The sequence below is a fragment of the Paracoccus sp. 228 genome (assembly GCF_000967825.1).
GTDB classification, from domain to species: Bacteria; Pseudomonadota; Alphaproteobacteria; order Rhodobacterales; family Rhodobacteraceae; genus Paracoccus; species Paracoccus marcusii.
The window spans coordinates 469,058-494,184 of sequence record NZ_JYGY01000001.1; the positions used below are offsets into that span (position 1 = coordinate 469,058).

23 protein-coding genes are annotated in these 25,127 nt (G+C 68.6%); 6 read left to right on the forward strand and 17 right to left on the reverse strand.

All coding sequences use genetic code 11. The features are described from left to right. Window positions 1–52: 52 nt before the first annotated feature. Window positions 53–1,699: a chaperonin GroEL gene (groL, locus tag SY26_RS02220; RefSeq protein ID WP_045999090.1), complete on the reverse strand. Its 1,647-nt coding sequence runs from the start codon at window positions 1,697–1,699 to the stop codon at window positions 53–55. A gap of 45 nt (window positions 1,700–1,744) precedes the next feature. Then, window positions 1,745–2,032 (reverse strand): co-chaperone GroES, encoded by a 288-nt coding sequence (locus SY26_RS02225; protein WP_045981205.1) that lies wholly within the window; start codon window positions 2,030–2,032, stop codon window positions 1,745–1,747. A gap of 184 nt (window positions 2,033–2,216) precedes the next feature. Here SY26_RS02225 and SY26_RS02230 point away from each other — a divergent pair, with 184 nt between their 5' ends. Beyond that, on the forward strand, window positions 2,217–3,224 hold the full coding sequence (locus SY26_RS02230) for a TraB/GumN family protein (RefSeq protein WP_045999091.1): 1,008 nt from the start codon (window positions 2,217–2,219) through the stop codon (window positions 3,222–3,224). A gap of 6 nt (window positions 3,225–3,230) precedes the next feature. On the opposite strand, the gene SY26_RS02235 is transcribed toward SY26_RS02230, so the two are convergent. After that, the gene (locus SY26_RS02235; protein WP_052715083.1) at window positions 3,231–6,161 is read right to left on the reverse strand and encodes a hypothetical protein; all 2,931 of its coding nucleotides are present in this window, start codon (window positions 6,159–6,161) and stop codon (window positions 3,231–3,233) included. A gap of 201 nt (window positions 6,162–6,362) precedes the next feature. Here SY26_RS02235 and SY26_RS02240 point away from each other — a divergent pair, with 201 nt between their 5' ends. Further along, window positions 6,363–7,358 carry an SIMPL domain-containing protein gene (locus tag SY26_RS02240; protein WP_052715084.1) on the forward strand — a complete coding sequence of 332 codons (996 nt, stop codon included), beginning with the start codon at window positions 6,363–6,365 and terminating at the stop codon, window positions 7,356–7,358. Between the two features lie 50 nt (window positions 7,359–7,408). Here SY26_RS02240 and SY26_RS02245 read toward each other — a convergent pair whose 3' ends face one another. Both SY26_RS02245 and SY26_RS02250 read right to left on the reverse strand, forming a co-directional pair. After that, entirely contained in the window at window positions 7,409–8,695 is a 1,287-nt protein-coding gene (locus SY26_RS02245) for an O-acetylhomoserine aminocarboxypropyltransferase/cysteine synthase family protein (RefSeq protein WP_045999092.1), read from the reverse strand. Between the two features lie 105 nt (window positions 8,696–8,800). Next, window positions 8,801–9,643, reverse strand: a complete 843-nt coding sequence (locus SY26_RS02250; RefSeq protein WP_045999093.1) for a MoxR family ATPase — start codon at window positions 9,641–9,643, stop codon at window positions 8,801–8,803. A 174-nt stretch (window positions 9,644–9,817) separates the two neighbouring features. On the opposite strand from SY26_RS02250, the gene dksA reads away from it, so the two are divergent. Together dksA and SY26_RS02260 are read left to right on the forward strand one after the other, a co-directional pair. Next, entirely contained in the window at window positions 9,818–10,240 is a 423-nt protein-coding gene (gene dksA, locus SY26_RS02255; RefSeq protein ID WP_045984066.1) for an RNA polymerase-binding protein DksA, read from the forward strand. Window positions 10,241–10,307: 67 nt separating this feature from the next. Beyond that, window positions 10,308–11,426: an FAD-dependent oxidoreductase gene (locus SY26_RS02260; RefSeq protein ID WP_045999094.1), complete on the forward strand. Its 1,119-nt coding sequence runs from the start codon at window positions 10,308–10,310 to the stop codon at window positions 11,424–11,426. Between the two features lie 72 nt (window positions 11,427–11,498). Here the strand turns inward: SY26_RS02260 and glmM are convergent, their stop codons facing one another. The 7 genes from glmM to SY26_RS02295 form a co-directional block, all read right to left on the reverse strand. Then, a complete protein-coding gene (gene glmM / locus SY26_RS02265; protein WP_045999095.1) occupies window positions 11,499–12,842 on the reverse strand; it encodes a phosphoglucosamine mutase in 1,344 nt (447 codons plus the stop codon). Beyond that, window positions 12,839–13,831, reverse strand: coding sequence for a dihydropteroate synthase (gene folP / locus SY26_RS02270; RefSeq protein WP_369799384.1), 993 nt, complete (start codon window positions 13,829–13,831; stop codon window positions 12,839–12,841). The genes glmM and folP overlap by 4 nt, the downstream gene beginning before the upstream one ends. 6 nt (window positions 13,832–13,837) lie before the next feature. After that, window positions 13,838–14,635 carry a dihydroneopterin aldolase gene (locus tag SY26_RS02275; protein WP_045999096.1) on the reverse strand — a complete coding sequence of 266 codons (798 nt, stop codon included), beginning with the start codon at window positions 14,633–14,635 and terminating at the stop codon, window positions 13,838–13,840. 41 nt (window positions 14,636–14,676) lie between these two features. Further along, entirely contained in the window at window positions 14,677–15,273 is a 597-nt protein-coding gene (locus SY26_RS02280; RefSeq protein WP_052714635.1) for a cell wall hydrolase, read from the reverse strand. A gap of 324 nt (window positions 15,274–15,597) precedes the next feature. Further along, window positions 15,598–18,141: a putative PEP-binding protein gene (locus tag SY26_RS02285; protein ID WP_045999097.1), complete on the reverse strand. Its 2,544-nt coding sequence runs from the start codon at window positions 18,139–18,141 to the stop codon at window positions 15,598–15,600. 174 nt (window positions 18,142–18,315) lie between these two features. Next, window positions 18,316–18,993 (reverse strand): peptidylprolyl isomerase, encoded by a 678-nt coding sequence (locus SY26_RS02290; protein WP_045999098.1) that lies wholly within the window; start codon window positions 18,991–18,993, stop codon window positions 18,316–18,318. After that, window positions 18,986–19,492, reverse strand: coding sequence for a peptidylprolyl isomerase (locus SY26_RS02295; protein WP_042251774.1), 507 nt, complete (start codon window positions 19,490–19,492; stop codon window positions 18,986–18,988). Before SY26_RS02295 ends, SY26_RS02290 begins: the two co-directional genes overlap by 8 nt. Window positions 19,493–19,668: 176 nt before the next feature. Between SY26_RS02295 and pgk the strand changes: the two genes are divergently transcribed. Further along, a complete protein-coding gene (pgk, locus tag SY26_RS02300) occupies window positions 19,669–20,871 on the forward strand; it encodes a phosphoglycerate kinase (RefSeq protein WP_045999099.1) in 1,203 nt (400 codons plus the stop codon). 28 nt (window positions 20,872–20,899) lie between these two features. Here the strand turns inward: pgk and SY26_RS02305 are convergent, their stop codons facing one another. Next, window positions 20,900–21,160: a hypothetical protein gene (locus SY26_RS02305; RefSeq protein ID WP_045999100.1), complete on the reverse strand. Its 261-nt coding sequence runs from the start codon at window positions 21,158–21,160 to the stop codon at window positions 20,900–20,902. A 204-nt stretch (window positions 21,161–21,364) separates the two neighbouring features. Here SY26_RS02305 and SY26_RS02310 point away from each other — a divergent pair, with 204 nt between their 5' ends. Beyond that, complete coding sequence (locus SY26_RS02310) at window positions 21,365–22,297, forward strand: class I fructose-bisphosphate aldolase (protein ID WP_045999101.1); 933 nt, start codon at window positions 21,365–21,367, stop codon at window positions 22,295–22,297. A gap of 82 nt (window positions 22,298–22,379) precedes the next feature. On the opposite strand, the gene SY26_RS02315 is transcribed toward SY26_RS02310, so the two are convergent. The 4 genes from SY26_RS02315 to SY26_RS02325 form a co-directional block, all read right to left on the reverse strand. After that, a complete protein-coding gene (locus SY26_RS02315; RefSeq protein WP_045999102.1) occupies window positions 22,380–23,669 on the reverse strand; it encodes a homoserine dehydrogenase in 1,290 nt (429 codons plus the stop codon). 107 nt (window positions 23,670–23,776) lie between these two features. Next, a complete protein-coding gene (locus tag SY26_RS02320; protein ID WP_052715086.1) occupies window positions 23,777–24,115 on the reverse strand; it encodes a hypothetical protein in 339 nt (112 codons plus the stop codon). A 9-nt stretch (window positions 24,116–24,124) separates the two neighbouring features. After that, on the reverse strand, window positions 24,125–24,295 hold the full coding sequence (locus SY26_RS20900) for a hypothetical protein (RefSeq protein ID WP_198143075.1): 171 nt from the start codon (window positions 24,293–24,295) through the stop codon (window positions 24,125–24,127). Beyond that, window positions 24,292–25,116: a hypothetical protein gene (locus SY26_RS02325; protein ID WP_045999103.1), complete on the reverse strand. Its 825-nt coding sequence runs from the start codon at window positions 25,114–25,116 to the stop codon at window positions 24,292–24,294. Before SY26_RS02325 ends, SY26_RS20900 begins: the two co-directional genes overlap by 4 nt. Between the last annotated feature and the right edge of the window lie 11 nt (window positions 25,117–25,127).

Genomic DNA, 25,127 nt, shown 5'->3' on the forward strand with positions numbered 1-25,127 from the left:
AGGGCGCCCCGCGGGGCGCCCTTTCCTGTTCTGCCAAGGGGCAGGGGGATGATTACATCATCCCGCCCATGCCGCCCATGTCGGGCATGCCGCCGCCGGCACCGCCCTGGCCCTTGGGCTCGGGCTTCTCGGCGATCATGGCTTCGGTCGTGATCAGCAGGCCGGCCACCGACGAGGCGTCTTCCAGCGCAGTGCGGACGACCTTTGCGGGGTCGATCACGCCGAACTTGAACATGTCGCCATATTCCTCGGTCTGGGCGTTGAAACCGAACGACTTGTCGGTCGACTCGCGGACCTTGCCGGCCACGACGGCGCCGTCGACGCCTGCGTTTTCGGCGATCTGGCGCATCGGGGCCTCCAGCGCGCGGCGAACGATGGCGATGCCTGCGTCCTGGTCGCTGTTTGCGCCGGTCAGGCCTTCCAGAACCTTGCCGCCCTGCACCAGAGCCACGCCGCCGCCGACGACAACGCCTTCCTGGACAGCTGCACGGGTCGCGTTCAGCGCGTCATCGACGCGGTCCTTGCGCTCTTTGACCTCGATTTCGGACATGCCGCCGACGCGGATCACGGCAACACCGCCGGCCAGCTTGGCCACGCGCTCCTGCAGCTTCTCCTTGTCGTAGTCCGAGGTGGTTTCCTCGATCTGCTGACGGATCTGGCTGACGCGTGCCTCGATCTCGGCCTTGTCGCCGGCGCCATCGACGATGGTGGTGGTGTCCTTGTTGATCGTGATCTTCTTGGCGCGGCCCAGCATGTCGATGCCGACATTCTCCAGCTTCATGCCCAGGTCTTCGCTGATGACCTGACCGCCGGTCAGGATCGCCAGATCCTGCAGCATCGCCTTGCGACGATCACCAAAGCCCGGTGCCTTGACGGCAGCGATCTTCAGGCCGCCGCGCAGCTTGTTGACGACCAGCGTGGCCAGAGCCTCGCCCTCGACGTCTTCCGAGATGATGACCAGCGGCTTGCCCGACTGGATGACGGCTTCCAGCAGCGGAACCATCGGCTGCAGCGACGACAGCTTCTTCTCGTGCAGCAGGATGTAGGCGTCTTCCAGATCGGCGACCATCTTGTCGGGGTTGGTCACGAAGTAGGGCGACAGGTAGCCGCGGTCGAACTGCATGCCTTCGACGACTTCGACCTCGGTCTCCATCCCCTTGTTCTCTTCGACGGTGATGACACCCTCGTTGCCGACCTTCTGCATGGCGTCGGCGATCTGACGACCGATCGAGGCTTCGCCGTTGGCCGAGATGGTGCCGACCTGCGCGACTTCGTCGCTGTCGTTCACCGGGCGCGAGGCGGCCTTGATGGCCTCGACGACCTTCGAGGTGGCCAGGTCGATGCCGCGCTTGAGGTCCATCGGGTTCATGCCGGCGGCGACCGCCTTCATGCCTTCCTTGACGATGGCTTGGGCCAGGACCGTCGCGGTGGTGGTGCCGTCACCGGCCTCGTCGTTGGTGCGCGAAGCGACTTCGCGGACCATCTGGGCGCCCATGTTCTCGAACTTGTCGGACAGTTCGATCTCTTTGGCGACCGACACGCCGTCCTTGGTGATGCGGGGCGCGCCGAACGACTTGTCGATGACCACGTTGCGGCCCTTGGGACCAAGCGTGACCTTGACGGCATCGGCCAGGATGTTGACGCCGCGCAGCATGCGGTCGCGCGAGTCGGTGCCGAATTTGACTTCTTTAGCAGCCATGAAAAATCTCCTGAATGTTGGGGGAAAGAAGCGTCTTGGGGCCGATCAGCTCAGCACACCCAGGATGTCGCTTTCCTTCATGATCAGCAGCTCTTCGCCGTCGACCGTGACTTCGGTGCCCGACCATTTGCCGAACAGGACGCGGTCGCCAGCCGAAACCGACGGTGCGATCAGTTCGCCCGAATCCTTGCGCGCGCCTTCGCCCACGGAAATGATCTCGCCCTCGGCGGGCTTTTCCTTGGCGTTGTCGGGGATGATCAGGCCGCCCTTGGTCTTCTCTTCCGATTGGACGCGACGGACCAGCACGCGGTCATGCAGCGGTTTGAATGCCATTGTCGAACACTCCTTGATTCAGGTTGCAGTGTTGCTTTGTTGGCACTCACCGGGTGCGAGTGCCAATGACGGCTAGATAGGCAAATCGCCCAAGCCTGTCAACGGGTCATCGCGGTCTGGTGTCTGGCGGCAGGGGGGCAAACATGACAGTCTGGCGGCCATTGACGGACCAGCAAGGATACCCATGCGACTGACGATTGCCGCCGCCCTGTTCGCCCTGTCGGGACATGGCGCGATGGCCGCCTGCACCGGCCAGAACCTGTTCGACATCATGCCCGCCGAACGCGCCGCGGCGATCGAGGCCGCCAGCCGCGACGTCCCCTTTCGCCAGGGCCTGTTGTACCAGGCCGTGCGCGACGATCAGCGCATCACGCTGGTGGGCACCTATCACTTCGGCGATGCGCGCCACCAGCCGATGATCGAGCGTGTCCGCCCGCTGATAGATGAGGCCCATGCGCTCTATGTCGAGGCCGCCCCCGCCGAGGAGGCCCGCCTGACAAAGGCGCTGACCGAGGATCCGACCCTGATGGTCGATCCCGACGGGCCCACCCTGCCGGAACGCCTGTCGCCCGACGAATGGGATGCGCTGTCGCAGGCCATGTCGGATCGCGGCACGCCGGGTGTCATCACCGCCCGGATGCGGCCCTGGTATGTCGCGCTGATGCTGGGCGTCTCTCCCTGCATGGTCCGCACCATGGCCGAGCAGGGAGGAGAGTCCGGCGGCCTGGACCACCTGCTGGTGGCCGAGGCGCAGGACGCGGGCACGCCCGTCCGCTCGCTGGAGCCGTGGGACACCATCTTCGGCCTGTTCGAGGGCCTGACGCCCGAGCAGGAGCTGGACATGATCCGTGCAAGCCTGCCGGCGGCCAGCTATGCCGACGATTACGCGGTGACGCTGACGGATGCCTATTTCGACGGGGATGTCTGGAAGATCTGGGAGTTCGGGCGTTTCGACGCCTATGCCAATTCCGGATTGTCCAGGGAAGAGGTTGATCGCCAAATGGACCTGGCCCAGACCCGGCTGATGGATGATCGCAACCGCGCTTGGATCGCACCGCTGCTGGAGGGTGCCGTCGAGGCCGGGGATGAGGGAATTGTCGCAGCCTTCGGTGCGCTGCACCTGCCCGGAGAGGCGGGGGTCCTGTCGCTGCTGCAGGACGAGGGCTTCACGATCACCCGTCTGGACGGGTGACCGGATCTATTGGCCGTTCAGGACGCCAAGCGCGTGGGCACGGCCCTGTTTTTGATAGGTGATGCGGCTGTCGCCGATCTCGCTGATGGTGCCGCCGTTGATGCGGTCGCCGATGCGCAGCGTCAGCACGCGACCGTTGGACAGGCGGACCAATGCCCGGCTTGCCCGGCCCGCGCCGATCGTGCCGATGATCTGGGTGCTGCTCAGCTGGATGCCGTCCTTGACAGTGGCGCTGGCGGCGGCATTGCCGATGGCGTTCTGCGGGACGGCGGCCATGACCTCGGGCTCGCTGTCGACCTCGGGCGGGCGGTACTGCTGGTTGCGCGCTGCGGCGGCCTGCGCCTCGGCCTGGGCCTGGGCGCGGGCACGGGCTTCGGCTTGGGCGCGGGCCTGGGCTTCGGCCCGGGCGTCGGCTGCGGCTTGTGACCGGGCGCGCGCCTCGGCCTGGGCCTGCAATTCGGCATCCTGCCGGCGCTGTTCCGCGATCGCGGCCTCGGCCGACTGCGCCTCGGCTGCGGCGCGCAGGTCGGGCGACGACGGCGACAGGGCTGCGGCGACCGGGGCGGCCGTGGCCACCATCGCGTTGACGGCGGCGCCACCGGCACGGCGCGGCGGAATGGCCGACGATGTCAGCGCGGTCAGCGCCACCGCGCCGGGCGCGGCAGGGCTGTTGCCGATGGCCGATGCGATGGCATCCTCCACGGCCTGCTCCGACACCGCGGGGCTGGCCACGGTGCGCGTGCCGGGCCGGCTGTTCGGGCGGGCCGACCGCAGGATGGCGCCCGACGGTGCGGCGGTGGGGCCGGGATCGATGGCCGCGGGACGGGGTGCCGCAAGGCTGGCCGCCGCACTGGCCCGCGGGGCGGGGCGGGCGGCATCGACGGCCTGTGCCACGGCGTCCTGCACCGCCTGTTGCGACGGTGCGCGCACAGAGACCGGCCGGCGCGTGGGCCGGGCGTCTGCCAGTTGGAACACCAAGCCGCGCTCGGCCTGGCTCAGCGGCGCGTTGCCTGCCTGCGCGGTCCGCAGATCGCGCAGCTGACTGATGATCAGGTCGCGTTCCGCCTGCGTCAGCGCCGCGGTCTGCTCGGGCGCGCTGCCTTCGTCCAGCAGGGACAGCCGGTCGGGGCGCGAGGGCGGGCGGGCTGACGGTTGTGCCGGGGCAGCGGCAGCCTCGGCCGCAGGCCGGGCCGGGGCGGGACGCGCTTGGGCCGGGCTGGGCGGACGTGCCGCCGGGGTGGCGGTGGTCTGCGCCGGGGCGGCCTGCGCGGAGGCGGCCGCCGCTGCGGGGCGATTGGCTGGCGCCGAAGCCGGAGCGGACTGCGCGACGGGTGCCGCGGCGGGGCGCGACGGCGGCCGCGCGGCCGCGACGGGTGCCGCCGGTTGGTTCTGCACGCCATACGGCAGCGGATTGGCCGGGACCGTCGGCTGGCGGTCGGGCGTGGCAGGTACGGAGGCCGCAGCCGGGGTCGCCCGGGGCGGACGGGCCGACCGCGCCAACTGCTCGGCCTGCGCGGCGGCGGTTTGCGCGGCGGACGGGGTCGGCGCGGTTGCAGCGGGTGTCGGCGTCGCGGGTGCCGCGGCGGTCGCCATGGTCTCTGCGGGTGCAGGTTCGGCGGGCGTCGGCTCCGCGGCGGGCGCAACTTCGGTGGTCGCGGTTGCAGCCGGGGTGGCCGTCAGATCGGCGATCATCGATGCTGCGGGCGGCACGGCGACTGGTGTCGATGCAGGGGCAGGCGCACGGGCCTGGGCCAGCGCCTCGGCCAGGGCCTGATCCAGGGCGTCGGGCTGTTCGGGCGTCGTCTGCGCGGTCTGCGGTTCCTGTGCCACAGGGACGGGGTCGACCGGCGTCGTGGTCGTAGGTGCAACCGGGATGGCTGCTTGCGGGGCGGGTGCCGTCTGCTGCGGCTCTGCCGCGACGGGAGCCTGCTGGACAGGTGCCTGCTGAACGGGGGCCTGCGGAACGGGGGCTTGGGCCAGTTCCTCCTGCGGCGCGGGGCGGCCAAGGAACAGCAGCGCCACGACCAGCAGCAGGGCCAGCCCGCCCACCAGGACAGGCAGACGCGCCGGGTCCAGGGCGCGTAGGCGGTCGGACAGCGTCGGCGCGACGTCTTCGGCGGGTGCGGCCGCGTCGCGTTCCGCCCGGGCGGCGGCGGCGCGGCTGTGCACGGCCTCGGCCCGCGGCGACAGGCGCTTTGCGGTCAGCGGCCCGCTGCCGTGGCGGATCACCGCGGCAGGCGTCTCACCCGTCGGGGGCGCGACGGTGTCGGTGGCGGGCGGGACCGAGACCGCTGCCGGGACCGCGACCACATGCGGGATGATGCGCGAAATGACCGGCACCGCCGCGACGACGGGCTGTTCGATCTCGATCTGCGGGGCGGTCACGCGCGCCTGGCTGAGGACCGGCTCGCTGAAGGGCCGGCGGTTGTACTGTTCCTGCACCAGCCGCGAGGGGCCGAAATCGGGATTGCCCTGGAACCGGTCGTCGCCCGGCCGCGCCTGAAATCCGGATGGGCGAAAGCCCTGGGCGCGGGCGAAATCCTCGGCCTCGTGCAGGGTGCGGCGGGCGACGGCGGCCACGCGCAACGTCTCGATGTCGCCGTTCGTGGCGGGGCACCAGTCGAAGGCCAGATCCTCGGCGCGATAGGGGGTCGACGCCTCCAGCGCGCGCGCAATGGTTGCAGCGGTGTCCGAGCCGAAGGGGACCGTCAGCACCGTGTACAGGATCTGATCGTCGGGGATCACCAGGACCGTGTCCAGTTCCCCGGCCTGGCCGCCCGCCTGCTCGCGCAGCCCGTTCAGCACGGCGGCCATGTCGCCGCCGGCGAAGCGGGCATGGCCCAAGGGCCGCCAATCCGGGCCGTTGCGGCATTCCAGCCGGACCGCCTCCTGGGTGAAGCTCATGGCGAATTCGGGTGGCGCGGCGTGCTGGTTCATGGCTGTCTTCACTGCTCGGGGTGCGTCGCGTGGTCGTGCCCGCGACGTCATTGTTCACCAATCACCACTACCGCAAATTGTGGAACGTTGAAAGAAGAACTGCCATATCTGTGATCGGTTTTGCGCGTGAAAGGGCTAGGAAGCGGGCATCGGGCAGGGCATCAACGCCTGAGCGAACACGCGATCAGAAAGGATCCCCTGATGCGACCGATCTTCCGTGCCCCCCCTGCAAGACGGCTGGCCCTGTCCGTGGCCATGACCGCCCTGATGGCCGCACCCGTCCTTGCCGCGCCCATGGCCTGCGGTCCGGCCGGTCCGTCGCGCCTGACCGTCACCGGCGAGGGGCAGTCGCGCATCGCCCCCGACATGGCGACCGTCCAGCTGGGCGTGACCACGCAGGCCGACAGCGCCGCCGCCGCGATGGAGCAGAACAGCACCCAGCAGAGTGCCGTGATCGAGGCGCTGACCGGTGCCGGGATCGACGAGGCGCAGATCCAGACCTCGGGGCTGAACCTGAACCCGCTGATGCAGTACGGCGAAAACCAGGCCCCGACCGTCACCGGCTATCAGGCGACGAACACCGTTGCGGTGCGCGTGTCCGACCTGGCCCGTCTGGGCGAGGTTCTGGACGCCATCGTCACCGCGGGTGCCAATGAGATCAACGGCATCACCTTCAGCCGCGAGGATGGCGCCGAGGCGCAGGATCAGGCCCGCCGCGATGCCGTGGCCGACGCACGCCGCAAGGCCGAGCTGCTGGCAGAGGCCGCGGGCGTCGACCTGGGCCCGGTGCTGACGCTGCGCGACATTCAGACCGGTACGGGCGGCCCGCGCCCGATGATGCGCATGGAGGCCGCGATGGCCGATGCGGTGCCCGTCCAGGCCGGAGAGGTCGAGATGGCCGCCCAGGTCGAGATCGAATACGCGCTGGCCGGAGAGGGTGCCTGTGCGCCGATGCCGCCGCACGGTATGGGCATGCATCACGGCGACCGCGGTCATGGCGGCGCCGAGCATGGTGGGCCTGAGCATGGTGGCCCCGAACACGGCGGTCGGGAGCATGGCGGCCCCGCCGGTGGTCCGGCGAGCGGGCCTGACGGCAGCCCCGTGCATCCGCCGATGCCCGGCGACGGCGCGCCTGCGCCGGACGAACCGATCGTGCCCGGCATCGTCGAGCCACTGCCCGAGACCCCGGCGAACTGATCGGATGACATTGCAGGGACGGGCCGTGGGGCGACCCCCGGCCCGTTTCGTCAGGCTGTGGCCTTGGCCAGGGCCTGATCCAGGTCGGCGATCAGGTCGCCCGCATCCTCGATGCCCACCGACAGGCGGACGACCTCGGGGGCGGCCCCGGCGGCGCGCTGCTGATCCTCGGTCAGTTGGCGGTGGGTGGTGGAGGCCGAATGGATCACCAGCGACCGCGCATCGCCCAGGTTCGCCACATGGCTGAACAGCGACAGCGCATCGACCAGCTTGACCGCCGCCGCATAGCCGCCCCTGATCGCGAAGGTGAACAGCGCCCCGGCGCCCTTGGGATACAGCCGGCGCGCCGTCGTGTTCCACGGAGAGCTGTCCAGACCGGCATAGGTCACCCGCTCCACCCGGTCGTCGGCCTCCAGCCAGGCGGCGACCTTCTGCGCGTTGGCGACATGGCGTTCCATCCGCAGGCCAAGCGTCTCGATCCCCATCAGCGTGTAATGCGCGCCCTGCGGGTTCATGGTCATGCCCAGATCGCGCAGCCCGATGGCGATGCCGTGGAAGGTAAAGGCCATGTTGCCGAAGGTCTCGTGGAATTTCAGCCCGTGATAGGCGGGTTCCGGGGCCGACAGGCTGGGAAACTTGTCGCTGGCGGACCAGTCGAAGGTGCCGCTGTCCACGACCACGCCGCCGGTGACCGTGCCGTTGCCGGTCATGTATTTCGTCAAGCTGTGAACGACCAGCGTGGCGCCCATCTCGATCGGGCGGCACAGATAGGGGGTGGCCAGCGTGTTGTCGACGATCAGCGGGATTCCCGCCGCATCCGCGATGGCCGCGACCGCCGGGATGTCGGTGACCGACCCGCCGGGATTGCTGATCGATTCGCAGAAGACCGCGCGCGTGTCGTCGTCGATCGCCGCGCGCAGCGCCTCGGGGTCGTCGAAATCGACAAATTTGGCCGACCATCCGAATCGCCGGATCGTGTGGCTGAACTGGGTCACGGTGCCGCCATAGAGCCGGGTCGAGGCCACGATGTTGCGCCCCGGCGCCATCAGCGGAAACAGCGCCATGATCTGCGCCGCATGGCCCGACGAACAGCAGACCGCGCCCGCACCCCCCTCCAGCGCCGCGACGCGCGCTTGCAGCGCCGCGACGGTCGGGTTGGTCAGGCGCGAATAGATGTATCCGACCTCCTGCAGGTTGAACAGGCGCGCGGCGTGGTCGGCGTCGCGGAAGGCATAGGCCGTCGTCTGATAGATCGGCACCTGCCGCGCCCCGGTCGCCGGGTCGGCAGCCGCCCCCGCATGGATCGCCCGCGTGTCGAAACCCTGTTGATCGCTCATGATGTCCTCCCTCCGATGTGGCGCAAGCCTAGTCGCCGGGCCGGGCGGGCGGCAATCGGGAAAAGGCTTCCCCGACGGGGGACCGGGGCAGGGGAAATCCTCTCCTCAGCGGCCCTGGCGGCGCGCCATGAAGGCCAGCTTCTCGAACAGGGCCACGTCCTGTTCGTTCTTCAGCAGCGCGCCGTGCAGCTTGGGCAGCATCGTCGCAGGATCGCGGGCCAGATCCTCGGGCGACAGGTCCTCGGCCAGGATCAGCTTCAGCCAGTCCAGGAATTCGCTGGTCGAGGGCTTCTTTTTCAGCCCCGGCACGTCACGCAGTTCCATGAACTGGGACAGCGCGCTGTCCAGCAGGCGCGGTTTCAGCCCCGGGTGGTGCACCTCGACGATGGCGCGCAGGGTCGCGGCATCGGGAAACCGGATGTAATGGAAGAAGCACCGCCGCAGGAACGCGTCGGGCAGCTCCTTTTCGTTGTTCGAGGTGATGATGACCACGGGCCGGTGCGCGGCGCGCACTGTCTCTCCGGTTTCGTAGACGTGGAACTCCATCCGGTCCAGTTCCTGCAGCAGGTCGTTCGGAAACTCGATATCGGCCTTGTCGACCTCGTCGATCAGCAGCACGACCCGCGCGGGGGCGGCAAAGGCCTGCCACAGCTTGCCCCGCCGGATATAGTTCGACACGTCGTTCACACGCGCGTCGCCCAGCTGGCTGTCGCGCAGCCGACTGACCGCATCGTATTCGTAAAGCCCCTGCTGCGCCTTGGTCGTGGACTTCACGTGCCATTCGATGATGGGCATGCCCAGGCTGGCGGCGACCTGCCGGGCCAGCTCCGTCTTGCCGGTTCCGGGCTCTCCCTTGACCAGCAGCGGGCGTTCCAGCGTGACGGCGGCGTTCACCGCCAGGGCCAGATCGGGCGGGGCCACATAGCGGTCGGTTCCCGTGAACTGCATGAAAACTCTCCTTTAGCGCAAGGTGCTTGCCCGCAACTGCCCGCAAAGTTGCGGCGAATTGCACGCCGCGCATCATTAGCGCCCTGAACCCTAGTGACAAGCAGCACGTCATACTTTAAGGGACCGCGCAAGGTGCCGGTAATTTTGCTCCGCCCGGCGCCGCCGGAGGACGTAATGAAAGCCCAGACCTTCCTTCCCCAGGATTATCGTCCCGCCGAGGACGAACCCTTCATGAACGAGCGTCAGCTCGAATATTTCCGGCGGAAGCTCGAGGCCTGGAAGCAGGAACTGCTCAGCCAGTCGGCCGAGACCCTGGAAGGACTGCAGGACAGCGCCCGCAGCGTTCCCGACCTGGCCGACCGCGCCAGCGAGGAGACCGACCGCGCGCTGGAACTGCGTACCCGCGACCGTCAGCGCAAGCTGGTCAGCAAGATCGACGCCGCGCTGCGCCGCATCGAGACCGGCGATTTCGGCTATTGCGAGATGACCGGCGAGCCGATCAGCCTGCGTCGCCTGGATGCCCGTCCGATCGCAACCATGACACTGGAGGCGCAGGAGCGTCACGAGCGCAAGGAACGCGTTCACCGCGACGACTGATCCATCCGTCAGCGCCGCGCCAGGCCCCGCCCGGTGCGGGGCCTTGTCATATCCGGAGGTCCGATCCATGTCCGCGCTTGAGAACCGCCCCGTGACCGTCATCGGCGCCGGAATCGGCGGCCTGACGGCGGCCCTGGCCCTGGCGCGACGCGGGGCGCAGGTCACGGTCGTGGAACGCACGCCCGAACTGGGCGAGGTCGGTGCGGGGATCCAGATCTCGGCCAATGCGGTGCGGGTGCTGGATGCGCTTGGCCTGGGAACCGCGCTGGATGGCGCCGCGCTGCGCACAGACGCGGTGCAGCTGAACGACGAACGCGGGCGGCGCGTGCTGCGCATGGACCTTCGGGCGCACCGCCCCGAGGCGCGCTTTCTGCTGATCCACCGCGCCCGGCTGATCGGTCTGCTGGCCGATGTGGCACGGCAGGCGGGCGTGACGATCCAGCTTGGCGTGACGGCGGCTGATGCCGATGGCCTGACCATCGCCGCCGACGGGCTGCGCAGCACGCATCGGGCAGCATTGAACGGCCAGCAGGTGCCATTCTTCACCGGCCAGACCGCATGGCGCGCCCTGATCCCCGATGCCGGAGGCGCGCCCGTCGCGCAGGTCTTCATGACCGCGCGCAGGCATCTGGTCAGCTATCCGCTGCCCGGCGGCCTGCGCAACATCGTGGCCGTCGAGGAACGCCCGGACTGGCAGGACGAGGGCTGGTCCCATCCCGGCGACCCCGACCGCCTGCGCGCGGCCTTTGCGGGCATGGGCGGGCCGGTGCCGGGCTGGCTGGCCCAGGTGGACCATACGCATCTGTGGGGTCTCTTCCGCCATCCGGTCGCGTCGCGCTGGCATGACGACCGGCTTGCCCTGCTGGGCGATGCGGCCCACCCGACGCTGCCCTTTCTGGCCCAGGGCGCGGGCATGGCCATCGAGGACGCCTGGACGCTTGCCGCCTGCCTGGACACGATCCCGGATCAGCCACAGGCCCTGGCCCGCTATCAGGCGCTGCGCCAGCCACGCGTGACCCGGATCGTCGATGCGGCGAACGCCAATGCCCGCAACTATCATTTCGGGGGTGTCATGCGGATCGGCGCGCATTCGGTGCTGCGCGTGGCGGACCGCCTGGCGCCGTCGCTGATGCCCGGTCGTTTCGACTGGCTCTATGACTTCGATCCCGTGGGACAGATACCCTGACCCGCCATCGGCACCCCTCCGCGACGGGGGGTCCGGGGGGCGCATAGCCCCCCGGCCGCCGCGGGACGCAAATCAGGCCGCGCGTTCGACCGCCGCGACGATGCCGTCGACGACCTCGCGCAGGACGGCCTCGTCCTCGGCCTCGGCCATCACCCGGATCAGCGGCTCGGTCCCCGATTTCCGGATCAGCACCCGGCCGGACCCGGCCAGCCGCGCCTCGGCATCCGCGATCATGCGCTTGACCGGCTCGGCCGCCAGCGGATCGGCACCCGCGGCATAGCGGACGTTCTTCAGCATCTGCGGCACGGGTTCGAACTGCGCGACCAGTTCGCTTGCCGCCCGACCCGTCTCGGCCATCGCGCCCAGCACCTGCATCGCGGCCACCAGCCCGTCGCCGGTGGTGGCATAGTCGGTCATCACGATATGACCCGACTGTTCACCGCCCAGGTTGAACCCGCCCTCGCGCATGCGCTCGACCACATAGCGGTCGCCGACCTGCGTCCGCTCCAGCCGCAGGCCGCGCGCGGTCAGGTAATGCTCCAGCCCCAGGTTCGACATGACCGTGGCGACCAGCGCGCCGCCTGCAAGCCGGCCCTGTTCGGCCCACCGCCCGGCCAACAGCGCCATGATCTGGTCACCATCCGCCACGCGGCCCGTCTGGTCCACGATCACCACCCGGTCGGCATCGCCGTCCAGGCTGATTCCCAGATGCGCGCCATGGGCACGGACCGCATCGGCGCAGGCCTGGGGATGCGTGCTTCCGACGCCGTCGTTGATGTTGAACCCGTCCGGCTCGACGCCAAGGGGGATCACATCCGCGCCCAGTTCCCACAGGACGTCGGGCGCGGCGCGATAGGCGGCGCCGTTCGCGCAGTCCAGGACCACCTTCAGCCCGTCCAGCCGCAGCTTGGCCGGGAAGGTCGTCTTGGCATATTCCATGTAGCGGCCCCGACCGTCGTCGATCCGCTTGGCCCGGCCGATGCTGGCCGGGGCGACCGGTTCCATCGCGCCCGCGACCAGCGCCTCGATCTCGGCCTCGGCCTCGTCGGACAGCTTGAAGCCGTCGGGACCGAAGAACTTGATGCCGTTGTCCTCGGCCGGGTTGTGACTGGCCGAGATCATGATCCCCAGATCGGCCCGCATCGACCGCGTCAGGAACCCGACGGCCGGCGTCGGCACCGGGCCCAGCAGCAGCACGTTCATCCCCGTGCTGGTCAACCCCGCCGTCAGCGCGTTTTCCAGCATGTAACCCGACAGGCGCGTGTCCTTGCCGATCACCACGCGGTGCCGGTTGCGCCCGTCGCGGCGAAAGTAACGGCCGGCGGCGGCGCCAAGGCGCAGCGCCATCTCGGCGGTCATCGGATAGGTGTTGGCGCGCCCGCGGACCCCGTCGGTGCCGAAAAGCTTTCTGCTCATGTCCCTGCCTTCCCGTTCTTGTTGAGGGCCGCGATCAGGCGCAGCCCCTGTGCGTGTTCCGCGACATCGTGGACGCGGTGGATCTGGACCCCCTGGGCCACGGCCGCGACCGTCAGGGCCAGCGTGCCGGGCATGCGCTCTGCCGCCAGGTCGGCCCCGCCGATCCGGCCGATGAAACGCTTGCGCGACACGCCCAGCAGGATCGGGCAGTCCAACCCATGATACAGCGAAATCCGCCGCAGGATCGCCAGATTATGCGCCTCCGTCTTGCCAAAGCCGATGCCCGGATCGATCACGATGCGATCAGCGGGAATGCCCGCCCGGACCGCCCGGTCGATGCGTGCGGCCAAGGCATCATAGACGTCCAGCAGCACGTCGTCGTAACGCGGGTCGTCCTGCATCGTGGCGGGCAGCCCCTGCGCATGCATCAGGCAGACAGGCACCCCGGCACCGGCCACCAGGGGTGCCAGTCCCGCATCGAAATCGAAGCCCGACACGTCGTTGACCATACCGGCCCCGGCGGCAAGCGCCGCCTGCGCGACCGCGGCCTTGCGCGTATCGACCGATATCGGCAACAGGCCGCGGGCAGCCTCGATCGCGGGCAGGATGCGGGCAATCTCGTCCGGGACGGCGATCTCCTCGGCTCCGGGACGGGTGGATTCGCCGCCGATGTCCAGCAGGTCCGCCCCATCCGCCGCCAGGGTCCGCGCCTGCGATGCAGGATCGTACCGGCCGCCGTCCGAGAAGCTGTCGGGGGTCGCATTGACGATGCCCATCAGCCGCGGCCGGTCCAGCGTCAGGCGCAGGACGGACGGCCGCGGGGCTGTCAGGGCCGCCATCACGCGATCGGGTGCGCTGTCGACGATGCGCGGGGCCGCGCCGCGCTGCAGGCATTCCAGATGCGTGAACCCGGTCCACCCGCCGGCGAGGGGCCAGCGGCCACCCTGATCCTGCGGGATGGGGCGATAGTAGAGGCCGTCCTGCATCATCGGATGTCAGGCGGTGCGCAGATGCGCGACGCTGACCGCCAACCCGTCCGGTACGACCGGCAGCGGCCTGTCGGTAGGGCCGGCGAAATCGATGTGATGGGCCCCAAGACGCCCCGCAAGCCACAGCGCAAGGCTGTCGGGACCGTCGCCTGCATCCGGGGCATCGGCGGCAAGACGCGTGGGCGCCCAGATCACCGGCTGGCGCAGCTGGATCGCGGCGTCCAGTTCGGTGCGGGTCTCTGCCACCTCGATGCCCAGGTCGCCGCCAAGCCGCCATGCGGCCTGATCCAGCGACAACAGCGCCAGGCGGCGGGCATGCGGGCCGTCATCGGTGATGGGTAGGGCGCCCGGAACGATCACGACCGCCCCCGGGGCCAGCAGTGCGCCGGGCGCATGCACCAGGATCGCCACCTGTGCGGCCACGCCCGTGGCGGGCACGCGGCCCCGATGGCGGATGATCGACACGCCAAGGGCGCCCGGACCGCGGTCCAGCTTTTCGACGCTGACGGTGATGCGGGCGGCGCGGGGATGGGCTAGCACCTCGGCGGCGATGCGTTCGGCCAGCGTCTCGACAAGGTTGTAGCGCTGATCGGCCAGCGCCGTGTCGACCGCCTGCGTCAGTACGTCATAGGACAGCACGGCGTCGACATGATCGCCGCTGCCCGCGACGGTCTCTCGCAGATCCACGGTCAGGTTGAAGCGCAGGCGCTGATCCAGGCCGCGTTCAGATTGAAAGGCGCCGATCTCGGCCGAAAGGACGTGGTCGCGCAGAAAGATGCGGTCGGGATGTTCCATATCCGCCATTCACAGCAAATCCGCGGCGCGGGCAACCCCCGCCGCAGACCTCAGTTCGAGGCGACGCGCTGATTGGTGCGATAGAAGATGTGGCGGCCGATCTGGACGGTGCGCTGGAAACGGCGCGACCAGGACGGGCTGACCGCCGGGGTGTGGAAATAGGTGGCGCCACCGGTCAACTGGCGCGGTGCGCCGGCCAGGGCTTCGGCCGCGATGTCCTGGGCACGCAGATAGGCGGCCTTGTTGCGGATCGGCTTGGCGCCGCCGATGGTATAGCTGAACTGGCTGGGCTGGTTGATCACGCCGCAGACGGTGCGGGGAAAGGCGCCGCTGTCGACGCGGTTCAGGATGACCTCGGCCACGGCCATCTGACCCTGGCGGCCCTCGCCGCGGGCCTCGTGGTAAAGGGCCTCTGCCATGCAGTCCAGATCGGCGCGGGAAATCACCTTGCGCGTGTTGGCCAGATGCAGGGTTTCGACGGGCTCATCGGGAGTGATCTCGACCGTGACGGGCATCGCGTCGGTATAAAGCAGCGGCGTGGGCCGCGGCGCGTTCGCGGCGGCTTGCAAAGCGCCGAACATGCCGGTATCGGCGGAAAAAAGCGATCCGTTTCCCCCGGCAAGGGCAGTGGTCGTCAGAAGGGGCATGGCTGTTGCCGCACATAAAAGAGCGTGCGCCAGCCGTTTCGACAGCTTGGGCATGTACAGTCCTATACAAGGTCCCGTGTTGACGGGGCATTAATGCCCGGTCGACAGGGATGGTCTGTCGCGCCGGGCGGGCTGACGATGTGATTAGGATTTTCGGCATCTGCTGTGCCATCCCACTTTGGCGTGAGGCCCGGAACCGGCCCGTTCGGGGCAGTTTTGGGCAGCAATCCGCCACGCCTTTGCGCGGAAACCGGCAACTTCCGGCACATGGGTGTAAGGGTCAGATGTTATGTCCAGCCAAATCAGCAACTTGCAGTTGCAGAATCACGACCGGGGCACAGGCGGGCGGTTTCTGATGGCCGATTGCGCCGCCGCAAGCCGCGCGACCGGCACGCGGAAGGGTGAACAGGACACGTAATCCACGCCCGCCTGATGGCAGAACGCGATGGATTCGGGGTTGCCGCCATGCTCTCCGCAGACGCTCAGGGTGATGCCCGGAGCCTGCGCGCGGGCGCGCTGCACGCCGATCAGCAACAGCTCTCCGACCCCGTCCTGATCCAGGACATGGAAGGGATCCTCGGCATAGACCCCCTGGCCCACATAGGTCCCCATGAAGCGCCCGGCATCGTCGCGCGACAGGCCATAGGTCATCTGCGTCAGATCGTTCGTGCCAAAGGACAGGAAGGCGCTGTGGGCCGCGATGTCGCCGGCACGCAGGGCAGCACGCGGCGTTTCCACCATCACGCCGAGGCGATAGGTGAAATCGGTGCGCATCTCGTTCCTGACGGCGGCCGCGACGGCGTCGATGCGGGTCTTGACCAGCTCGACCTCGCGCATGGCGCTGACCAGCGGGATCATGATCTCGGGGACGACGGGGTCGCCCTTGCGGCTGGCCTGGACGGTCGCCTCGAAGATCGCGCGGGCCTGCATGTCATAGATTTCTGGAACGGTGATCCCAAGACGGACCCCCCGCATGCCCAGCATCGGGTTGAATTCGGTCAGAGCCTCCACGCGCTGGGTCACGTCCGACAGCGGCAGGTCCAGCGATTCTGCCAGCTCGCGCAGCCCCTCGCGGTCATGGGGCAGGAATTCGTGCAGCGGCGGGTCGAACAGCCGGATGGTGACGGGAAGGCCGGCCATGATCTCGAACAGGCTGGCGAAGTCTTGCCGTTGCATGGGCAGGATGCGGTCCAGGGACAGGCGCCGGTCATCGGGCGTGTCGGCAAAGATCATCTCGCGCATGGCGGGCAGGCGTTCGGCGTCGAAGAACATGTGCTCTGTGCGGCACAGGCCGATGCCCTGGGCCTGGAACCGCCGGGCGGCGCGGGCGTCCTCGGGGGTGTCGGCATTGGCGCGCACGCCCATACCGCCCGCATCAGCGGCCCAGTCCATCAGCTGCGTGAACGCATCGTCCAGTGCGGGGGGCAGCAGGACGGCCGCGCCCGCCAGAACCTCGCCAGAGCTGCCGTCGATGGTGATCTCGTCGCCCTCGTGCAGGATGCGGGATCCGGCACGCACGCTGCGGGCGCGGGCGTCGATGGTCAGGCCGCTGGCGCCCACGATGCAGGGCAGGCCCAGGCCGCGGGCGATCACCGCCGCATGGCTGGTCGTGCCGCCCCGCTCGGTCAGCACCGCGACCGAGGCGTGCATGCCGCGGATGTCCTCGGGCACGGTTTCGCGCCGCACCAGGATACAGGGTTCTCCCCGTGCATGGGCGGATTGCGCGCTGGCGGCGGAAAAAACGATGCGCCCGGTGGCGGCCCCGGGGCTGGCATCGATGCCGCGCGCGATCACGTCGCGGGGCGCGCGCGGGTCGACCTGGTGGTGCAGCAGGTCGGCCAGGGCGCGGGGCTCGACGCGCATCAGCGCCTCCTCGGGGGGGATGATCCCGTCGCGCGCCAAGCTGACCGCGATGCGGACGCCGGCGCGGCTGCCGCGAGCCACGCGGGTGGCGTCGATGACGCTGATCCGGCCCTCGGTCACGACGAACTCGATCTGCATCTCCTCGCGCAGGCGCTCGCGGGCGGCGATGCCGAAGCGGACCAGGTCGGCAAAGATCTCGGGCGCGGTGTCCTCCAGCGCGGGGCCGCGGTCGTCGCGGGTCAGGAACAGCGTCTCGGCGCCCGCCCCGACGGTCGCGCCGTGGCGCTGGCCGCGAAAGCGTCCGGTGACGCGCGGGGTGCCGGTGACGGGGTCGATGAACTGGATCGTGCCCGATCCGCAGATGCCCGGACCAAGCGCCAGCGCCATTTCCTGCACCACCAGACCCAAGGGCGCATCGGCGGGCGCACCCTTGGCCTGACGCAGCAGGCGGGCGGTCGGCCCGTCCCATGCACGCGCCATGCTGCGCAGCACCTCGGACAGCTGTTCCGTGGGGTCCTGGGGGAAGGGCTGGTCCATCTCGTCCTGGTAGTGGCGCAGGCTGGCAGCCAGGGCATCGGGGCCGTCCTGCGTGAACAGGTCTGGGTTCAGCCGCGCGATATGGATCGCATAGCTCTGGACGAAGGACAAATAAACCGCATCCGCATTATCGCGCCCGATCACCTCGGCCAGTCGCGCGTGCAGCGCATCGTTGATGCCGACGTTCAGGACGGTTCCCGGCCCGCCCCATTCCGGCATCGCGGCCGAGGGGCGTACGCTGACCAAGCCGCTGCCCGCAAAGATGTCCAACAGGGCGTCGGGCTGGATGCGCCGTCCCTGGGCGATCATGCGGACGGTGTCGGCAGGGATCGCAAAGCTGCGCGGGACGGGAAGCTGCATCCGAACCAGCCGCTGCAGGCATTTCGCACGCCACCCATGCAGCTCGCGGCTGATCGGGGCCGAGGGCGTGATCTGCAATGCGGTGGCGGGTGGGGGTGCGCTGGTCATGACCCCGGCATCCTAGGGGCGGCGACCGCAGTCCCGCAAGGCCATTATGCGGCAGTGCAGCAGAGAGCCATGCGGCGCGTCCGCGCATGGCGCCGGATCGTTGGTGAAAGAAGGGATGTCCCCGCAGGGAGAGGGATCAGGGGACCGTGGCCCCCTGATCGGATCGCATGGGGATCAGCCCTCGGCGTCTTCCGCAGGGGCTTCCTCGGCCGGGGCGTCGGCAGCGGGTGCCTCCTCAGCGGGGGCGGCCGTGTCACCGTCCGCGATGGTCACAGTCATCATGTAGTCGGGCTCGGTCACCGATCCATTGGTGGCGGCGTCGCCCTTCTTGATGGAGTCCAGCACGTCCCAGCCTTCGATCAGCTGACCCACGACGGTATATTCACCGTCCAGGAACGGCGCCGGGGCCAGATCGATGAAGAACTGGCTGTTCGCGCTGTTGGGATCCATGGCGCGCGCCATGCCAACCGTTCCGCGGTCGAAGGTCTGTTCGGTGAACTCGGCCTCCAGGTCGGGCAGGTCGGAACCGCCCATCCCGGCCATCGCCGTGTCGCCGTCCTGACGGCCGTTCTCGACGTCGCCAGTCTGCGCCATGAAGCCGTCGATGACGCGGTGGAACACCACGCCGTCATAGGCACCCGAATTCGTCAGCTCGACCAGGCGGGCGACGTGGTTGGGCGCCAGATCCTCGCGCAGGTCCAGCACGATCGTGCCCTTGGAGGTGCCCTCGGCATCGGCAACTTCGATGACCATGTTCGGGCCGTCGGTATCCTCGATCTGCGGGTTGGTGCCCTGCGCGGTCGCGGCGGTGCCCAGCATCAGCAAGGCCGGAATCAGCGCGGCCTTACGCATCGGCGGCCACCTTGACGCTGATCATGCGGTCCGGGTTCACCGGCGGCTCTCCGCGGGCGATCTTGTCGACATGCTCCATCCCCTCGATTACGCGGCCATAGACGGTGTACTGGCCGTTCAGGAAATGATTGTCCTTGAAGTTGATGAAGAACTGGCTGTTCGCGCTGTTCGGGTTCTGCGACCGCGCGGCGCCGATGGTGCCACGGTCATGGGGCAGCTTGGAGAACTCGGCCGGCAGGTCCGGCTTGTCCGATCCACCCGTGCCGGCGCGGCCGGGGTTGTAGTCCTTTTCCATGTTCGCATGGGCCACGTCGCCCGTCTGGGCCATGAAGCCCTCGATGACGCGGTGGAAGGCCACGTTGTCATAGGCGCCGGCGCGGGCCAGTTCCTTCATGCGCTCGGCATGCTTGGGGGCCACGTCGGACAGCAGCTCGATGACGACGGGGCCGTCCTTGAGCTGGATGACGATGGTGTTTTCCGGGTCCTTGATCTCGGCCATGAGGCCCTCCTTTGTCAGGTGCGACCCTTGATCTAGGGTCTGTCGCTGCCCTGCGCAACGCGCGAAACCGTTATGGGGTCCGACCGGCAGGGCGGCGCGCATCCACCGGGCGCGGTTGACGCCGCGCCTGCCATGCGGGACAAGTTCGCCAACTCTTGGACCCTGAAGGATGCGACATGGCAAAGTTCAACACCATCGACGACATGGATCTTGACGGAAAGGTCGTGCTGACCCGGGTCGACGTGAACGTCCCCGTCGAGGACGGCCAGGTCACCGACACCACCCGCATCGACAAGATCGTACCGACGGTCAAGGACATCCAGGCCAAGGGCGGCATCCCCGTGCTGCTGGCGCATTTCGACCGCCCCAAGGGACAGCGCGTCGAGGGCATGAGCCTGCGCCAGATCGTTCCCGCGCTGGAGGCGGCGCTGGGCCAGCCGGTCGTCTTCGCCGACGACTGCATCGGCGGTCCCGCCAAGCGCGTCGTCGCGGCGCTGCAGCCGGGGCAGGTGGCCCTGATGGAGAATACCCGCTTTCACGCAGGCGAGGAACAGAACGACGGCACCTTCGCCGCATCGCTGGCGGCGCTGGGCGGTGCCTATGTGAACGATGCCTTCTCGGCGGCCCATCGCGCCCATGCCTCGACCGAGGGGCTGGCGCGGCTGATGTATGCGGGTGCGGGCCGCCTGATGGAGGCAGAGCTGAAGGCGCTGGACGCGGCGCTGGGCGATCCGCAACGGCCGGTGATGGCGGTCGTGGGTGGTGCGAAGGTCTCGACCAAGCTGGACCTGCTGACGAACCTGGTCGAGAAGGTCGACCATCTGGTGATCGGCGGGGGAATGGCCAACACCTTCCTGGTGGCCAAGGGCGTCGAGGTCGGCAAGTCGCTGGCCGAACGCGACATGGCCGATACTGCCCGTGCCATCCTGGAAAAGGCCGATGCCACCGGATGCAAGATCCACCTGCCGGTGGACATCGTCGTGGCACGCGAGTTCAAGGCGGGCGCAGCGTCCGAGACGCTGCCCGTCGATCAGTGCCCGGCCGATGCGATGATCCTGGATGCCGGCCCCGAGACGGTCGAGGCGTTGCGTCAGGCGATGACCGCCTGCAAGACGCTGATCTGGAACGGCCCGCTGGGGGCCTTCGAGATCGAGCCCTTCGACGCTGCCACCAATGCCGCCGCGCGCGCCGCGGCCGAACTGACCACGCAGGGACAGCTTGTGTCGGTCGCGGGCGGGGGCGACACCGTCGCGGCGCTGAACAAGGCGGGTGCGGCGGAGGAGTTCACCTTCATCTCGACCGCCGGAGGCGCGTTCCTGGAATGGATGGAGGGCAAGACCCTGCCGGGCGTCGCAGCACTGGAAGCCGCCAAGCGCTGAGCGAACGGCGCGCCGGTGGCGGCGCGCCTCAGCCTCCGGTCTGTGCGGCCTTGGCGCCGTCCTGATAAGCCCAAAGCATCTTGAGCCACTGGGCATAGGCCATCGGCGGGGTGACGCGTTCCGCCGATTGCACCGTGGACGCTGGCAGCAGTTCGGTCTGGCTGGCACCCGCCGTGATGGGGCGCATCCAGACCGTCCGCTGGTCCGCGCCGATGCGGGTTTCCAGCGCGCTGGACCCGATGCCGAAGATCGGCAGCTGATAATGCGCCAGGGTCGTGGTCATGAACATGGCATCCTCCTGTCGGGGTCTGTCCCTGCCATGCAGGATGCGGACAATTCGTCAGAAAATCGATTCATCTGTGATTAAGCTTTTAGGGATCGCCCGCGCCGCGACGCGGCGGAAAACCGCATCTGCCTGAATTTGTTAGCGTAACCAGCATTGCCGCGGGTCCGGCGCATGCTATCCAGCACCCGACAATAATAGGAGAGACCCATGCAGATGACCGACACGGTGCGCCGCATCCTGGCCAATTACGAGGGCGAGACGCCGGGCGTGAAGGCGCAGCTGGCCCGCATGATGATGACCGGAAAGCTGGCCGGCACCGGCAAGATGATCATCCTGCCCGTGGACCAGGGGTTCGAGCATGGTCCCGCACGGTCCTTTGCGCCGAACCCGGCCGGCTATGACCCGCATTACCATTATCAGCTGGCGATCGATGCCGGGCTGAACGCCTATGCCGCGCCGCTGGGGATGATCGAGGCGGGTGCGGACACCTTTGCAGGCCAGATCCCCACCATCCTGAAAGTAAACAGCGCCAACAGCCTGATGTCGGGCACGGCGGGCAAGAACCAGGCGATCACCGCATCGGTGGATGACGCGCTGCGGCTGGGCTGCGCGGCGATCGGCTTCACGATCTATCCGGGGTCGGACATGGCACTGGACATGTTTGAGGAGATCGTGGCCATGCGCAAGGAAGCCGCCGCCAAGGGCGTGGCGACCGTCATCTGGTCCTATCCGCGCGGCGAGGCGATCACCAAGGACGGGGAGACCGCCATCGACGTGGCTGCCTATGCCGCCCAGATCGCGGCACTGATCGGCGCGCATATCATCAAGATCAAGCTGTCGACCGACCACCTGATGCTGCCCGAGGCCAAGAAGGTCTACGAGGAGAAGGCGATCGACGTGTCCAGCCAGGCCAAACGGGTCGAGCATTGCATGCAGGCCAGCTTTGGCGGACGCCGCATCGTGGTGTTCTCGGGCGGGGCGGCCAAGGGGACCGATGCGGTCTATGACGACGCCCGCGCGATCCGCGACGGCGGCGGCAACGGCTCGATCATCGGGCGCAACAGCTTTCAGCGGTCGCGCGAGGATGCGCTGGCGATGCTGGGCAAGCTGGTCGACATCTATCTGGGCAAGGACGCCTGACCAAACGGACGCGCCCCCGAAAACGGGGGCGCGACGCGATCAGCGCCTTGCGGCGCGGGACGGGGGCCGGTGGCCCCCTTTTTCATACTTCCTCGATGCGCAGCTCGACCGGGTCGCTGACCAGGACTCCGGTGCGGGGCAGGGCCTCGATGGCGTAGTCGATGGCTTCGGGCGTGGTCTTGTGGGTCACGACCAGGACCGGGACGCTGGCTGGGCTGTGCTGGCCGTACTGGCGCATCCGGTCGATCGAGATGCCGGCATCGCCCAGGACCGTCGCGACCTTGGCCAAGGCACCGGGTTTGTCCTGCAGCTCCAGACGGATGTAATAGGCTGCGGGCACGGCCGTGCGGGCGGGCTGGGCCGCGGTCAGCGATCCGGCAGGCTGTCCGAAGACCGGCATGCGGACGCCGCGCGCGATCTCGACGATGTCGGACATGACCGCGCTGGCGGTCGGGCCTTCGCCCGCGCCCGCGCCGCGCAGGACGATCTGGCCCACGCTGTCGCCCTCGATCACGACCATGTTGGTGCCGCCCACCAATTGCCCCAGGGGGCTGTCGGCGGGCACCAAGCAGGGCGACATCCGCTGTTCCAGGCCGCGGGCGGTCATCTGCGCAACGCCCAGCAGCTTGATGCGGTAACCCATGTCGCGGGCGCGGTGGATGTCATCGATGCTGACGCGCTCGATCCCCTCGATCTCGACCGCGTTGAAGTTGACCTGGGTGCCGAAGGCGATCGACGACAGGATCGCCAGCTTGTGGCCGGCGTCGATCCCGCCTACGTCCAGCGTCGGGTCGGCCTCCAGATAGCCCAGCTGGCGGGCCTCTTCGAAGACGGCGTCATAGGGCAGGCCCGCGCTCTCCATCCGGGTCAGGATGTAGTTGCAGGTGCCGTTCATCACGCCCATCACGCGGGTGATGCGGTTGCCGGCCATGCTCTCGGTTATCGACTTGATCACCGGGATGCCGCCCGCGACGGCGGCCTCGAACCGGATCACGCGGCCCAGATCCTCGGCCAGCTTGGCCAGGTGCTGACCGTGCATGGCCAGCAGCGCCTTGTTCGCGGTCACGACATCCTTGCCGGACCGCAGTGCAGCCTCGATGCTGTCGCGCGCGACGCCCGCATCCCCGCCGACCAGTTCGATGAAGACATCGACGTCATCGGCGGTGGCGACCGCCATCGGGTCCGCCTCCCACCGATAGGACGACAGGTCCGCGTCGCGGTTCTTCATGCGGTCGCGTGCGCTGACGGCGGTGATCGCCACCGGGCGACCCGACCGCATCGCCAGCAGGTCGGCGTGTTTCTGAACGATCTTGACGACACCGATCCCGACGGTGCCAAGCCCGGCGATGCCGAGGCGGAGGGGGGACGACATGAGTGCCTCTCATCCTTGATTTTGCGGGTGTTAGCGCGCCGGGCCGCGTGTTGCAACGCGCGATGCGGTCGCGGTGCGGTCCTGTGGCATGCGTGCCGACGAACCGATCACAGGTCGGCGCCCGCCCATTCCCCATCGATCCCGGTCCGCCGCATCACCGACACGACCTGGCGCGCCGCCTGCAGGGTTCGGTCGCGGACCTGCAGGACGTCTTCCGCTCCCATGTCATGAGGATGGCGTTCTCCGCGGGTGTTGATGAAGGTCGGGTGCCACATGCCGGGCCGTGCCCCCGGCCGCCAGGACGCATGGCACAGCAGGTTGCGCATCCGCCGCAGGTCGGTCAGCGTCGGTGGCAGCGCACCCAGCTCGACCCCATCGCTGCGGCGGGCGGCGGCCAGAAAGCTGTCGATCAGCGTGCCCAAGGTGTCGTCGGCGATCTCCTCCATGCGGCGCAGCTAGGCCTCCAGGGCGTGGTCCTGCGCATCCTGGCCCAGACCCTTTCGGGTCAGCGAAAAGATCGCGCGCTTCAGCGCCTCCTCAAGAAAGCCGAAGGCCGCGACGGCATGGCCCAATGCCGCAGCCATCTCATCGGGCAGACGATCGGGCGCGCGGGGCAGAGGCATCATTCACGCCAAAGCTGCGCCACCCACGGGGTCGGCCGGACATAATGGCGCAGATGCTTCAGGAAGCCCTCGCGCCGCTGGCCGGTGAAGGCTGCGCGCAGGTGATCCAACGGGGCGCGGGCCTCGTCGGCCTCGTCCCATCGGCCCAGAATCGCGTCGGGCGGGTTCAGGCTGCCGGGGAACATCACGATGCGCGTCCCGCGCGGAATCTTGGGATCGCGCAGATAGTTCAGCGGGAATGTCGGCACGCAGTGAAAGCGGAAATGGGCCAGCCACCCGCGCGGCCAGAACTTGACCCCGCCCGGGGCGTTGCGGGTGACAAAGCGCTGTTCGTACTTGTACTTGTCAGCGGCGGCCTGTGGGTCTGCGGCAAAGATCTTCTGCAGCGGCGCCAGGTTGCCGACCCGCATCCGATAGACCGAGGTCTGGCCCATCTTCTCGAACGGCGTGTTGGGGTTCAGGCCCAGGATCGTGTCGTCCGGATCGCCATGTTCGAAGAACGCGTCAAGGCTGCCGGTGACGATCACGTCCAGGTCCAGGAACAGCACCACCCCCGTGACGTCGCCCAAGTCCCCCCACAACCGTGACTTGGGCCACTTGCCGCGGGTGTTGACCGGGGCCTGATAGGCGAAATCGGGCAGCGGGCGCACAGCGACATCCGGATGCAGGCCGGTCCCGTCATCGGTGAAACAGAACAGCCGGAAAGGCGGCGTAATGTTGCGGGCGATCATCGCATGCAGGCGGTTGACATATTCGGGACCGAACTTTGCACCCCACTTGATGCAGATGATCTGCTTGACCGATCCGTTGCGCCCGTCGTCCATGTCTCACCCAT

What these genes read in the sequence shown, in the direction of transcription:
- SY26_RS02225 (WP_045981205.1), bottom strand. Translation starts at nt 2,032, where the DNA reads ATGGCATTCAAACCGCTGCATGACCGCGTGCTGGTCCGTCGCGTCCAA.
- pgk (WP_045999099.1), top strand. Translation starts at nt 19,669, where the DNA reads ATGGCAAAGTTCAACACCATCGACGACATGGATCTTGACGGAAAGGTC.
- SY26_RS02280 (WP_052714635.1), bottom strand. Translation starts at nt 15,273, where the DNA reads ATGCCCCTTCTGACGACCACTGCCCTTGCCGGGGGAAACGGATCGCTT.
- SY26_RS02230 (WP_045999091.1), top strand. Translation starts at nt 2,217, where the DNA reads ATGCGACTGACGATTGCCGCCGCCCTGTTCGCCCTGTCGGGACATGGC.
- SY26_RS02260 (WP_045999094.1), top strand. Translation starts at nt 10,308, where the DNA reads ATGTCCGCGCTTGAGAACCGCCCCGTGACCGTCATCGGCGCCGGAATC.
- SY26_RS02250 (WP_045999093.1), bottom strand. Translation starts at nt 9,643, where the DNA reads ATGCAGTTCACGGGAACCGACCGCTATGTGGCCCCGCCCGATCTGGCC.
- SY26_RS02285 (WP_045999097.1), bottom strand. Translation starts at nt 18,141, where the DNA reads ATGACCAGCGCACCCCCACCCGCCACCGCATTGCAGATCACGCCCTCG.
- SY26_RS02275 (WP_045999096.1), bottom strand. Translation starts at nt 14,635, where the DNA reads ATGGCGGATATGGAACATCCCGACCGCATCTTTCTGCGCGACCACGTC.
- glmM (WP_045999095.1), bottom strand. Translation starts at nt 12,842, where the DNA reads ATGAGCAGAAAGCTTTTCGGCACCGACGGGGTCCGCGGGCGCGCCAAC.
- SY26_RS02315 (WP_045999102.1), bottom strand. Translation starts at nt 23,669, where the DNA reads ATGTCGTCCCCCCTCCGCCTCGGCATCGCCGGGCTTGGCACCGTCGGG.
- dksA (WP_045984066.1), top strand. Translation starts at nt 9,818, where the DNA reads ATGAAAGCCCAGACCTTCCTTCCCCAGGATTATCGTCCCGCCGAGGAC.
- SY26_RS20900 (WP_198143075.1), bottom strand. Translation starts at nt 24,295, where the DNA reads ATGATGCCTCTGCCCCGCGCGCCCGATCGTCTGCCCGATGAGATGGCT.
- SY26_RS02320 (WP_052715086.1), bottom strand. Translation starts at nt 24,115, where the DNA reads ATGGAGGAGATCGCCGACGACACCTTGGGCACGCTGATCGACAGCTTT.
- SY26_RS02290 (WP_045999098.1), bottom strand. Translation starts at nt 18,993, where the DNA reads ATGCGTAAGGCCGCGCTGATTCCGGCCTTGCTGATGCTGGGCACCGCC.
- SY26_RS02245 (WP_045999092.1), bottom strand. Translation starts at nt 8,695, where the DNA reads ATGAGCGATCAACAGGGTTTCGACACGCGGGCGATCCATGCGGGGGCG.
- SY26_RS02295 (WP_042251774.1), bottom strand. Translation starts at nt 19,492, where the DNA reads ATGGCCGAGATCAAGGACCCGGAAAACACCATCGTCATCCAGCTCAAG.
- SY26_RS02240 (WP_052715084.1), top strand. Translation starts at nt 6,363, where the DNA reads ATGCGACCGATCTTCCGTGCCCCCCCTGCAAGACGGCTGGCCCTGTCC.
- groL (WP_045999090.1), bottom strand. Translation starts at nt 1,699, where the DNA reads ATGGCTGCTAAAGAAGTCAAATTCGGCACCGACTCGCGCGACCGCATG.
- SY26_RS02325 (WP_045999103.1), bottom strand. Translation starts at nt 25,116, where the DNA reads ATGGACGACGGGCGCAACGGATCGGTCAAGCAGATCATCTGCATCAAG.
- SY26_RS02305 (WP_045999100.1), bottom strand. Translation starts at nt 21,160, where the DNA reads ATGTTCATGACCACGACCCTGGCGCATTATCAGCTGCCGATCTTCGGC.
- folP (WP_369799384.1), bottom strand. Translation starts at nt 13,831, where the DNA reads ATGATGCAGGACGGCCTCTACTATCGCCCCATCCCGCAGGATCAGGGT.
- SY26_RS02235 (WP_052715083.1), bottom strand. Translation starts at nt 6,161, where the DNA reads ATGAACCAGCACGCCGCGCCACCCGAATTCGCCATGAGCTTCACCCAG.
- SY26_RS02310 (WP_045999101.1), top strand. Translation starts at nt 21,365, where the DNA reads ATGCAGATGACCGACACGGTGCGCCGCATCCTGGCCAATTACGAGGGC.